Annotated in this window: 10 protein-coding genes; 7 read left to right on the forward strand and 3 right to left on the reverse strand. The window is 34.3% G+C overall.

Features of this window, described 5'->3' with window-relative positions; all coding sequences use genetic code 11:
• Window positions 1–45: 45 nt before the first annotated feature.
• The 3 genes from IRZ78_RS12895 to IRZ78_RS12905 all read right to left on the reverse strand — a co-directional run bounded on the left by IRZ78_RS12895 (window position 46) and on the right by IRZ78_RS12905 (window position 3,084).
• Window positions 46–1,449: a serine hydrolase gene (locus IRZ78_RS12895; RefSeq protein WP_194616938.1), complete on the reverse strand. Its 1,404-nt coding sequence runs from the start codon at window positions 1,447–1,449 to the stop codon at window positions 46–48.
• 781 nt (window positions 1,450–2,230) lie between these two features.
• Window positions 2,231–2,800, reverse strand: coding sequence for a hypothetical protein (locus tag IRZ78_RS12900; protein ID WP_194616939.1), 570 nt, complete (start codon window positions 2,798–2,800; stop codon window positions 2,231–2,233).
• Complete coding sequence (locus IRZ78_RS12905) at window positions 2,797–3,084, reverse strand: hypothetical protein (protein WP_194616940.1); 288 nt, start codon at window positions 3,082–3,084, stop codon at window positions 2,797–2,799. Before IRZ78_RS12905 ends, IRZ78_RS12900 begins: the two co-directional genes overlap by 4 nt.
• A 92-nt stretch (window positions 3,085–3,176) precedes the next feature.
• On the opposite strand from IRZ78_RS12905, the gene IRZ78_RS12910 reads away from it, so the two are divergent.
• From IRZ78_RS12910 to IRZ78_RS12940, 7 genes are all read left to right on the forward strand, one after another.
• On the forward strand, window positions 3,177–3,617 hold the full coding sequence (locus tag IRZ78_RS12910; RefSeq protein WP_194616941.1) for a hypothetical protein: 441 nt from the start codon (window positions 3,177–3,179) through the stop codon (window positions 3,615–3,617).
• A 496-nt stretch (window positions 3,618–4,113) separates the two neighbouring features.
• The gene (locus IRZ78_RS12915) at window positions 4,114–5,016 is read left to right on the forward strand and encodes a helix-turn-helix domain-containing protein (RefSeq protein WP_194616942.1); all 903 of its coding nucleotides are present in this window, start codon (window positions 4,114–4,116) and stop codon (window positions 5,014–5,016) included.
• A 264-nt stretch (window positions 5,017–5,280) separates the two neighbouring features.
• Window positions 5,281–6,306, forward strand: a complete 1,026-nt coding sequence (locus tag IRZ78_RS12920; RefSeq protein ID WP_194616943.1) for an efflux RND transporter periplasmic adaptor subunit — start codon at window positions 5,281–5,283, stop codon at window positions 6,304–6,306.
• A gap of 69 nt (window positions 6,307–6,375) precedes the next feature.
• Window positions 6,376–9,450, forward strand: a complete 3,075-nt coding sequence (locus IRZ78_RS12925) for an efflux RND transporter permease subunit (RefSeq protein ID WP_228520477.1) — start codon at window positions 6,376–6,378, stop codon at window positions 9,448–9,450.
• Window positions 9,451–9,485: 35 nt separating this feature from the next.
• Entirely contained in the window at window positions 9,486–10,769 is a 1,284-nt protein-coding gene (locus tag IRZ78_RS12930) for a TolC family protein (protein WP_194616945.1), read from the forward strand.
• Window positions 10,770–10,777: 8 nt separating this feature from the next.
• Window positions 10,778–11,374: a TetR/AcrR family transcriptional regulator gene (locus tag IRZ78_RS12935; protein WP_194616946.1), complete on the forward strand. Its 597-nt coding sequence runs from the start codon at window positions 10,778–10,780 to the stop codon at window positions 11,372–11,374.
• A complete protein-coding gene (locus IRZ78_RS12940) occupies window positions 11,334–12,671 on the forward strand; it encodes an NAD(P)/FAD-dependent oxidoreductase (protein WP_228520466.1) in 1,338 nt (445 codons plus the stop codon). The genes IRZ78_RS12935 and IRZ78_RS12940 overlap by 41 nt, the downstream gene beginning before the upstream one ends.
• The last annotated feature ends 76 nt before the right edge of the window (window positions 12,672–12,747 follow it).

Consider the following 12,747-nt stretch of genomic DNA (forward strand, 5'->3'; position numbering starts at 1 on the left):
TTAATTCAAAAACAATTTTAAAGTGCAAATAATTTTAGGGATGAATTAATTGCTTTGCCTTGATTTGTTTAATTTGGCAATCATTTTTTTTGAGCTATTATTTTTAGGATCTAAATCAAGTGCCTTTTTATAATTGAAGAGGGCTAAATCTAAATTATCTTGTCCAAAATATGCATCTCCTAACCCGTTATAAAGTATAGATGAGCAAGGGAATCTCTCCATATTTATATTAAATATTTTAATAGCGTCCTCCAATCGATTATTATCCAAAAAGAATTGTCCGACATCATTTAATGCATCTGCGTTATCTAAATCATAAAGATTATGCTCGTCTGATTGTGTACTTTTGTAAAGATTGATTATTTCAGTACCACTTAAACTATTCAATTGTTTTTTATAATGGATAAAAAATGATTTTTTAGGGAATTGGTAACTTTCATTTTTTAATATTGCTCTGATAGCTTGTGCTATTTCTTTAACTTTTCCATTATGATTGTTGCCTAATAAAATGATCTTAATTTTTTCTTTACGATCTGAAAGTAGTATTGCCTCAAAATTTCCGGCTCTGCCGTCGTGCATATGATACTCTAAATTGTTCCTTTTAAATGTAACTTGACCCAATCCGGATTGAGCATCCGTTATATCAAAGTTCTGACCTATTTGATATAATGATTTTTTAGTAATCAATTTATTGGCATAAAGGAATTTCTCCCATTTTAATAAATCAATAGTAGTAAGATATGTGCCTCCGGTCAAGGGCAATTCTTTAGGATCATTTATAAAATCATTATTAAATCCTGTTGCAAAATTTTCTTCGTTGCTATAAGGACTCATTACAGAAGAATTCATTTTACACGGCTTGAATAAAAACTCTTCTACATATGATTTAAATGACATTCCGGTTATGCGCTCAATTATAAATTGTCTTAAAAAAACATTATTCATATTATAATAATAATCAGACCCGGGTATAAAATCAAGATTTTCGATCTGTTTTAAACCATTAAACAAGTCTATGTCATTTTTTATGGTCTTCCAGTTAACATTTGGCAATCCAGAGGTATATTGCAACAGATTTTTAATGGTAATACCATTGGACCAATAGGGGAGTTCGGGTATAAATTTAGAAACCTTGTCGTCTAATTTTAATTTACCTTGTTCTTGTAATTTAACTAATGCTACTGCACTAAACTCTTTTGTAATGGATCCAATATGGAATTTATAATTAGTGTTTAGCGGAATAGTTTTTGAGGCATTAGTAAAACCAATTGACTCATTATAAAGTATTATGTCATTTTTCGAAACAAGTATGCTACCATTAAATATCCCGATTTTGTCAGACCATTTAATCAGTGAATCTATTTGTTTAATTATATCTGATTGAGCAAAAGATTTAGTGTTAAAAAAAAATAAAATACTAGTAAATATATATAATCTATATTTGATCATAATTTTTTAATAAATGTGATTGTTAACAACTGTAAGTGATTTGTAAATATAACCAATTAAAAAAAGATTTATGTCTTGAGCGGAAAACATGTGCTTTTTGAAAAGTATGCAAAAACGAAAAAGCCTTTAAATAGTGATGTTTAGGCTTTTGATTTTTAAAGCTTCTTTTGAAACTTCTACTGGCGGAGAAAGAGGGATTCGAACAAAACCGTCACATCCCGCTTTTATACTGCATTCCTAATATTTTTTTCTTTATTGCGCCACGAATCTGCCATGGAAATTTTCGCTGTTTTTATAAATATTGAAAGTTTCAGACTGATTGAAATCCGTTTAAATTTACGTTTTAATTCTTTAATTAATTCGGAGACAAAAGTACGTTTTTTTTACGATAAGCAATTACAAATATTTTGAATCCGTTTAATTGATGTTGCAGTGAATTATGGAATAGTGAATATCGAATTTTGTAGTAAAAATGATATCCACTCCACTTAACTTTCGGCGTATTAAATCACTATAAGAACCTGTATTTGCTCAACTCAAGCATAATAATGGTTTGACGATTTTCATTAAAAGGACTTCAAAAAGTAGAATTAGAGTTTGAATTAATGGCTTTAAAACACAACTTAAGAAAGAAAATTGCAGCATAGATTCAATTTTTTCTTCCAATCAAAATGAGGTCCAATAAAAAAACCGTCTCAAATTTTGTTCTGAGACGGCTACTTTTAAATTAGAATTGCAGCAATAGTTAGATTACATCCATGTATTGAAGTCCACACAATATTTAATTCTTGACTTTAACACCTAATCCGTATTCAGGATTAGATGCTTCTTTTCCATTTTCATCATGATAAACTATAGGATAAGTTTCGAAAACGGCCTTTTCTTTAGGAATTATAACATAGTAGTTGGCGTTACCATAATTATTAAGCAGTTGAATAAAACTGTAAGATTTTACCGACTTGTATGAATGAAAAACTTCTTTGTTTACCTCTGCTTTTTGAAGCATCGAATGCACCACTTTCTTATCCTTTACAAACAGGAAAATGGCTGAACTTTTTGGTTCCAAAGTATAGTCAGCATCTTTCGGAAATGTAATTCCAAGTTCCTTTTCTGCCCTGCCATCTAAATAAAGCGGCATTATTATGATCAGGGAATCCCAGTCAAAACAATTTAAGTCATCCTTTAAGTTAATAACCTCACCAATCTTATTTTTTTCATTGACATGAGGGGAAATCTTCTCGTTAAGCGCTGTCAGACATTCTGGATTACTCTGCCCTCTGCAAGAAAATAAAAATAAAAACGATATTAGTAAAAAGAATATATATTTCGAATTAGAATTATTTGTCATCATGGTCGAGGCGCAGTTTGAATCTGTCCATTGTTAACAGAAGTTAAAAAATCAACCATAAATTGACGCAGGTTATTATCTGGATTGCCATTTTGTGAGAACCATTCAAATCCCCAACCATCGTCAGATCCACCACCGCCACCTGAACCACCATTACCAATAATAGTTATTCCATCACCATTATCATACCATCCAGCATTAGGATCATTAGAGTTAGAACCTCCGCATGCTCCATAAACGCTTTGTTGGATTTCTTTTGAAATCTCTGGAAAATTTAAGTCCGTCATATAGTTAAATTTATTGTTAATATTAGATTATTTAAATGTTGTGTTTTTTAAGAAAAACACTTAATTTTTTTGTTATAATTGAATGAAATATTATGTATTATTGTGCTTTTTTATACAAAAGTAAAAAAATAGCTGAGGAAATTGTAGAGTTTCTCTCCAAATATTATTCAAATCAATACGCAAGTTTAGTTACCGGAAGTCATGCTGAAGGTAAAAAAACACTAATAACAAAAAAAAAGATTTTTCATACAACATGCCATGCAGTGTTGAATATTATGGAAAGAAGAGAAATTTACTTCAAAGGATTTTTAGTAATATTCAAAAGTCTATTGAAAAATAGTAAATATACAAAACAAACATATGGAAAATCCACTGTCTTTCAGTGGCTTGTATTGTGTTTATCTGGCGATGAGGAGGTCGAACCCCAATCCGGAGTTTTGGTTTCACGATTATGGCATAAAATTTTTACTATAAGTTTTAGAAAAACCGTCTTAGCTTTTTGGGGCAAAAAAGATATCCCCTCCCTTTTTTAAAGCACATAAAATAAATAATTTCTGAAATTTAATATTTAGATATGGAGCCATTGCAGGGAGTAATGGGTTTAAAAGTACTTTGAGTAACACCTTATGAGAATTCGCAGAATAGAACAATTTAATAATTATTAAGGATTAATTATTAAACGAAAGGAATAAAATAAATATCTTTGAGTTCATATTATTAGCTTTTATTAAAAGTAAAAGGGATAAAAAAGATATGTCTTTTTATTTGGATTCTTAATAAAAAATTATAGTAAGCACATAAGAAGTTTTTACTATAATTTTAAACTATTATGAATATTGAACACTTTTGTGCCTTTTGATTGACATTAGGCGTGAAACTTTTGACACTCTTAATATTATAACCATCATTATAATTATACAATAACATCTATATTTTCTGTTTGCATGATAATTAAGCGGTAATATAGAAAATTAAAGGAGTTTTTTCAGAGAAAACATTTGTTTTGCGATAGCTATAAAACAATAACTAATGGGTAAAAAGCAAGGTACTCAGCAGGTGGTTAAACTGCAGAATCTTAAAACTGATAATATTTTTGGGATCAATTCTGGAATTGATGGTTTTTCAATAAATATTGCTCAGTCTATTTTATTATATGAACCTTTTTTGGATTATTTCAGATCAGATTATTTTATGCTGATTCTTGTCAGTGAAGGAAAAGCAAATTTAGGACTAAATCTTAAGGACTATAATGTAAAAAGAAATGATTTGCTAAGATTCACTCCTTATGATATTAAGATATTAAACAGTTATGAGAACTGTGTAGCCTCGGTAATCTTTTTCACGGCAGAATTTCTGGAAAGTTTTGCCCGTCATATTATTGCTACCGATGTTTTTACTTATTTTAATACCCAATATTCTCCTCAATGGGCTCTTGAAGAGCAGGATGCTCAATTAGTACATAAACGTTTTATTGAGCTAGCTCATAACCAGACCAATCTTCCTGGACATCCTTACGGAAAAGAGCTACTGCATCTCTCTTTTTCCTCTTTACTATATGAGATAATGGCTTTGGGAGATAAATACTCTGGGGCTGTAAATAAAAATATATCGCGTAAAGAAAATTTGGTCATTAATTTTACAAATCTGGTTAGATTGCATTCTAAAAAGGAGCGTGGTCTACATTTTTACGGATCTCAGCTAAATATCACTTCTAAGTACCTCACAGAGACAGTCAAAGAGGTTACCTTAAAATCAGCCAGCGAAATTATCGAAAGTTTTGTAATTCAGGAGGCCAGGATGCTTCTTGATAACCCAAAATTAAGTATTGCTGAGATAGCAGAGGAGCTTAACTTCAGTGACCAGTCTTTTTTTGGTAAATTCTTCAAACGCGTAATGGGAAGATCTCCTAAAGACTATCGCAATTCTTTATAAATAATTGATCAAAGCATATTTTTAAACCTGTGTTTTTTTTACTTATCTGAAAATACGTTTTCATTTTTCGCTTTATATCTTAATTGTGTTTTTAACTTTTGTGAAAACATCAGAAAACTTTTGTATTTACTACATGTCATCGTTCATTACTAGAAACGACAATTAGACCAATTTTCCCGTTTAGCCAACCTTTTTCAAGGGTAATGCTCAGGATATCTTTGCCCTGTAAATAAATTATTATCATATCTAATAATCCTTATTAAAATGAAAACAATAAAAATTCATCTGTATTCTTTTATGGTTCTTGCAACAGTATTTGGCTGTAATAGTAAGACAGAGATTAAAACAGTAACTCCTTTAAAAGTAACTATCCTGCCATTAAAAGCGATAAATCGCCTGCAGCAACTTAATTATTCAGCCACTATAGAAGCAGATAATACTGCTCAGATCAGTTTTGCTGTCTCAGGGGTGGTCAATAATGTCGCTGTACAAGAAGGACAGACCATTAGGCAGGGACAGTTATTAGCAAGTATTGACGGTACAACCTATAGCAATTCTCTAAAAATATCTAATGCAAGTTATGTTCAATCGCTGGATTTGTTTAACAGGCGAAATGAACTTTATAAGAAAGGAAGTTTACCTGCAAAAGATTATATAGATGTAAAAATGCAGCTCGAACAGGCAGAGGCAAATAAGAGGACAAGTGAGAAGCAGCTTTCAGATACCCGTTTATATTCTCCTATGACAGGTATTGTTACCCAACGCTATATTGAAAGAGGAAGCTCGGCTGCTCCGGGAACTCCGGCATTTAATATTATAAAAACAGATTTGGTAAACGCTAAGATTACTGTTCCGGAAAGTGAAGTAGGACTACTCAAGCAAGGTATGGAAGCGGTAGTTTTTATTCCAACCCTTAATGATTCAATAATAGGGCGAATTGATATTATTAATCCACAGGCTGATGATAAATCAAAGTCTTACACAGTAAAGATTAAAATAAACAACAATAACAAGAGATTACTGCCGGGAATGCTGGCAGATGTTACCATTAAGCCACAACGAAGCGAGCAGGTTATTGCTATTCCGGCAACCTCAGTGGTAAGAGATACCGATGACCTTACTTATGTTTATGTAATACGTAACGGTAATAAGGCAGTAAGACAGCGCATAACAGTAGGGAAAATTATTGGGAAACAGGAAATTATAATTCAAGATGGTCTTAAGGAGAAGGATAAAATTGTAGTTCAGGGTCAGACAAGGATCAGCGATGGAGATACCGTAACATTTTAATCATCTTAATATTTCTATAATCAATCATAAAAAATGGAAAAGCGTAAAATTCATTTCATAGAAGCAGCGATGCGATACAAACAGGTTACTATTGTAATCACAGCAATGCTGGTTCTCTTTGGTATATATTCGCTTAAGAATATGGCAAGAGCCGAAGACCCGAAAATTGATACCCCTACTGCCATGATTTATGCCTTCTATCCGGGAGCTGATGAGGTGCAGATGGAAAAGCAGGTTACCACTAAGATAGAGCAGTACCTGTTTTCTTTTGAAGAGGTTGACAAAAATAAAACACGGTCACAGACCAAAGACGGAAAGGTTTTTATAACAGTCGAATTATATCCAAAAATTAAGGATCGTAAGAAATTTTGGTCCACTCTGCAGCACGGGTTGAACACTGTTGTCAAATCTAATCTTCCTTCAGGTGTTGATGGGCCTACAGTAAACAGTAATTTTGGGGATGTTACAGCTCAAATCATAACGGTTTCTTCTAAAACCCGCAGTTATGCCGAACTCGATAAATACCTTGATGCAATGGAAGATGCTCTGAAGACTATTCCAGAGGTTTCTAAAATTAATCGCTCAGGCGGACAGAAAGAGCAGATATATATTAATATAGACGATCTTAAAATGCAGCAGTATGGTTTTGATATTTCAACAATAGTCGATGTATTGCAAAAAAACAATGTAACGGGTTATTCCGGTGAAATGATCATTACTGATAATACGATTCCAGTATTTACTCAGGGACAATATAAATCCGAGCAAGAGATTGCCAATCAAACTATTTATACAAAAACAGACGGAACCATTGTAAGGCTTAAAGACGTGGCAAATATTGAACGCCGCTATGAAGAAGAAGAATCTTTTATTCGTATAGGAGAAGATAAAGCGGTACTGCTTTCTATAGAAATGCAGCCAGGGAACAATATCGTAGCATTTGGAGAACAGATTGATGAAAAACTCCATGAACTCCAGACAAAATTTCCAGAAGATATTAAGATTAATACTATTTTCAGCCAGCCGGAAGTAGTTCAGGAAAGTATCAGTCATTTTATGATTGAATTCGGATTGGCGATCATCTCGGTAATTGTTGTGGTTATGTTTCTGCTTCCATTCAGGATGGCTGCTGTATCTTCATTGGCTGCTCCTATTGCAGTTATGGTCACATTTGGTGTAATGAATATGGTAGGGATTGAACTGCATCAAGTATCCCTTGCTGCCTTAATTATTGTTCTAGGAATGCTCGTAGACGATGCTATTGTTGTTGTTGACAATTACATTGAAAAACTAGATGAAGGTATTACACCTTGGGATGCCGCATGGAAAGCGGCCAAGCAGCTTTCACTGTCTATCTTTACCGCTACGTTGGCCATTATATTTGCCTTTCTGCCTCTTGCGATTTTCATGCATGGGATCGCTAAAGATTTTATGGCATCCCTTCCTGTAACTATAGCAGTAGCACTTTTTGCATCGTTGTTAATAGCTCTTTTTCTTACACCGTATATGTGTTTTGTATTTATTAAAAAAGGACTGCATAAACAGGAACCAGAGAGTAAGAAAAAAAGAAAATCCATGCTGGACCTTTTACAGGATTTGTTTGATAAAGCAGTTACATATTGTTTCAATAGACCAAACCTTACTATGGCAGGTGCAGTTTCGGCAGTATTACTTGCCTTTTTTGTCGCTTCAAATGTACAGCAGGAATTTTTTCCGGTGAGCCAGCGCAACCAGTTTAATGTTGAGGTCTGGATGCCGAGCGGAACAGCCTTAAGTGAAACAGATAAGACTGTACGAGCTGTAGAAGCTGTTCTAAAGAAAGATAAACGTGTAATAAGTACAGCCAGCTTTGTAGGTACAAGTTCTCCGCGTTTTCAAACCACTTATGCTCCTGAGACACCCAAGAGAAATTTTGCGCAGATTTTTATTACTACCTCCGGTAACGATGCTACTGATGAATTAGTTAAAGAATATCGTCCAAAATTTGAAGGATTTGTAAAAGATGGCTATATCAGATTCAGGCAGTTAAGTCTGCAGGAAGGTTCACCAATTGCAATTCGTGTAATAGGAAACAACATGAACGACCAGAAACGTATAGGCGAGCAGGTAAAGGCTATTTTAGAAAAGACAGAAGGTACAAACTGGGTACATAGTGATTATGAGCAGGACTATGTAGGGGTGAGTTTAAAAATTAAAGAAGATGCAGCTTCGCGTCTTGGAGTATCTCATCAGTCAATTACACAAACTCTTGGTGCAGGACTAAAAGGTAATTCTGTTTCAAAAATATGGGAAGGAGACAAATCAGTAGATATTTTTTTAAGACTCGATCCAAAAAGTCGAAAGGATTTCAGTGCTTTAGAGAACTTACACCTTACAACGTCTTACGGAAATACAGTTTCTCTCAAGGAAGTGGCCGATATCGTGCCCTCATGGCATACTGGAGTTATTGCACGCCGTAATGGTTTGCGAACTCTTACCATAACCTCAGAGGCACAATCGGGAATCAAAGCAGCTACAATAATTGCAGAGGTAGATCACGAAATTAAAGGTATTAAACTTCCCGATGGCATTAGTATAAAATATGGCGGCGATGCAGAGTCTTCCGCAGAAAACATGCCTGGTATGTTAATGGCGCTTGGAGTCAGCCTGCTGCTTATTTTTCTGACATTGCTTTTTCAATTTAAAATGCTTAATAAGGCTTTGATTGTATTATCAACTTTTCTTTTAAGTCTTTTGGGAGCTTTTCTTGGGCTCTACATTACCGGAAACCCTATGGGAATGACTGCTTTTATGGGAATTATTAGCCTTATTGGTATTGTGGTTCGTAATGGTATTATTCTGGTAGATTTTACAGATGAATTGGTGAGAGATCACGGTTATACTATACGTGAGGCAGCATTAGCCGCTGCAAAACGAAGAATGAGACCTATTTTTCTTACTTCTTCAGCAGGTGCTGTTGGTGTAATATCTTTAATTGTAGGTAAATCTCCTTTGTGGTCTCCCCTTGGCAGTGTCCTTGCTTTTGGATTAATCGTTTCGATGGTGCTTACTTTATTTGTAATTCCTGTTATGTATTACAAATTTGTAAAGCCGGAACCTCAATTCCACGGTCTTGAAGAATTGCCTGAAACAACGCATATATAGTTCATATAATTTGATATTCAATAAAAATATAAGTCATGAGATTAGTTTCCATTTTTAAAATAATCGCCCTGATCGGGTTGCTGGCTGTCAAACCGCAGGCATTTGCCCAAAATAAGGTTTTAACCTTGGAGGATTGCCGCAGGATGGCCTTGGAAAACAATAATACTATTAAAAGTGCACAATTTGATTTAGATGCTTCAAAAGCAGCTAGCAAGAGTGTCAAATCAGGTGCACTTCCTACTTTAGATGCTTCACTTACCGGAGCCCATTTTGGGGATCCCTTAACACAGTATCTTCCTTCTGTTCTGGCAAATGTCGGTATTGATGTTAAGCAGACAATCTATTCCGGAGGAAAAGTTAGGTACAATAAGCAAGCTGCCGAAAAAAATGTTGAGGTGTATGACAGCCAAAAAATAATGACCCAAACAGAGATTTTGCTGGAGATGGAACAGGATTACTGGCAGGTAGTCCAAGCAAAAGAAAAGATAGCACTTGCTCTGAAGTATAAGGAAAGACTTCAAAGCCTCAAGATTGATCTTAAAAATCAGGTAGATGCCGGTTTGACCTATAAGAATGATTTACTCAGAGCCGAAGTAAATCTTAATCAGGCAGAACTTGATATTATAAAAGCTAATGATGCTTTGGTTCTTTCCATGCTTAATCTTGCCCAAGTGATCGGACAGCCCGGTAATATCGATTTTAGTGTAACCGACCAAGTAAATGGCGACTTTGAGCCTATAATGGATTGGCCTGCAGAAAGCCTGAGTGAAAAAAGACCAGAAATTGATATACTTAAAAAATCTATTGAAGCAGAGCAAATTCAATCAAAAGTAATAAGAGCAGATATAAAGCCCCAGATAGCACTTTCCCTTAGTGGTATTGGGTCTTTTGGAAAAGATGTTAATTTCTCCAATGGGAGTAATAATCTGGCAACTTATTACAGTCTTTTAACTCTTAATGTTCCAATTTTTGACTGGGGAAAAAATGCTAATAAGGTAAAAGAGCAAAACTTTAAAATTGAGTCTAAAAAGGCAGATTTAGAGCAAAACAAAGAACTTATTACTATTGAAATACAGAATGCTTATCTGCAATTGAACCAATCTCATAAAAAAATAAATCTGACAAAAGCATCATTGGCTCAGGCAGAGGAGAATTTAAGGCTTGCCAGTGACCGCTACAAGGCAGGAACCATAATCGGCAAGGATGTTCTGGAGGCCCAGGTAATCTGGCAGGAAGCCTATACGGACATAATTGAGGCTAAAATAGAATATAAAATCAATTTGGCAGGTTATAAAAAAGCTATAGGAGAATTGAAATAAAGGATGTTATGACAACAAAAGAAACAGAAATTTTAGAAACTGCCTCCCTGCTATTTTCGCAGCGGGGCATTAAGAGAACTTCTATAGAACAAATTGCCAATGGCAGCAACATCTCTAAAAAGACCTTGTATCAGTGTTTTGCAAGTAAGGAAATACTGGTTTTGGAAATTGTACGTAATCTTTTAAGCAAGACTGAACAGTATATTAGAATGCTTCCTGAAATTTCTACTGATGCAACCTCAGAACTGGTAAGTTTTTTTCAGTATATGCAGATCAATGTATTTGTATTCAAGCCTTTATTTATATACGATCTAAAAAAATTTTATCCTGAGATTCATAATATGATTATGCTCACCAGAATTAAAAAATTTTTGCCCTTTTTTATTGAAAATATTGAGCGAGGTATTTCTGAAGGGATTTATCGAAAATATATTGATGGAAAACTTACAGCTGAATTGTATTTCTATCAGATGGATCACGCTATGGAAGCTGATTCGATAAAGAACTCCGACCGATATCAGGTTCTCAATTATATAAACAGTTTCTTTCTTCACGGGATTATAAATGAGAAAGGACAAAAAGTATTATTCAACAATTTCAGATAACAAAAAAGCTATTTTTAAGATGGAGAAAATAAACATTGTTATAGTAGGGGGAGGGTTTGCAGGTGTAAATTTTGCAAAACAATTATCCAAGGATCAGGATTTCAATATTACACTGGTCGATAAAAATAACTATCATTTTTTCCCGCCACTGTTGTATCAAGTTGCAACAGCTTTTATAGAAACGACAAATATTACCTATCCTTTTCGTAAAATGTTTCAAAAAAAGCGAAATATCCGTTTTCACAATGGAACCTTTCTCACGATACAAGCTAAAGATAATTTTATAGAAACGGATACGGGAGTATTGAAATACGATCATTTAGTATTAGCATTAGGTACCCAGACTAATTTTTTCGGAAATGAGAATATTAAGAATTATGCTTTTTCGATGAAGAGCATAGATGACGCAGTTAATCTGCGTAATAAAATGCTCCTCAACCTTGAAAGAATTTCGCGTTTAACTGATCAAAGCCAGCGCATGAAACTGTCGAATATTGTTATTGCCGGTGGTGGTCCTACGGGAGTAGAACTGGCCGGCATGCTGGCAGAAATGGGATCGAAAATTAAAGACAAGGACTATCCTGAACTAAAGGAGTTTGGGAAGATATATCTGGTCAATTCATCTGATAGTCTGCTAAGAGTAATGAGTCAGCAGTCACAGAGAGAAGCATTACAGATCTTAGGAAAATTAGGAGTTGTGATTAAATTAAATACCTCAGTAAAAGATTTTGATAATGAAATTGTGACTTTATCGTCTGGGGAACAAATAGATTCTCCTATTTTGATATGGGCATCAGGAGTTTCTCTTCCCGAGATTAAAGGCCTTCCTGAACAAAGTGTGGGAGCGGGAAAAAGAATTCTTGTAGACCCATATAATTTGGTACTGGATACCGATAATATCTATGCCTTGGGAGATATGTGCTTGCTGGCATCAGATGCAAGTTACCCTCATGGACATCCTCAGTTGGCGCAGGTAGCTATACAGCAGGGAAAATTATTGGCTAAAAATATGATACTCATGTACGCCGGTAAAAAGATGATTCCCTTTCGTTATGTTAATAAAGGAAGTATGGCTATAATTTCAAAATACAAGGCAGTAGTAGATTTACCTTCAGGCTATTTCAGCGGATTTTTTGCATGGCTTACATGGCTCTTCGTGCACCTAATTCCAATTGCAGGCTTCAGAAACAAAGCAAAAATTTCCTTCAATTGGTTTTTTTCTATGATAACAATTGATCCTTCTTTACGAGTTATTATAAGGCCTGAAAGTCCTAATCATCATAAAGGAAAGGAGTAATTTACGGTTATAGCATAAAAAAGAAAGGTGATTTTTTATATATCTTGAATTTCCTTGATTAGTTACTTTTTTTAGC

Origin of the sequence: Flavobacterium sp. CSZ (assembly GCF_015350725.1) — a bacterium.
GTDB lineage: Bacteria > Bacteroidota > Bacteroidia > Flavobacteriales > Flavobacteriaceae > Flavobacterium.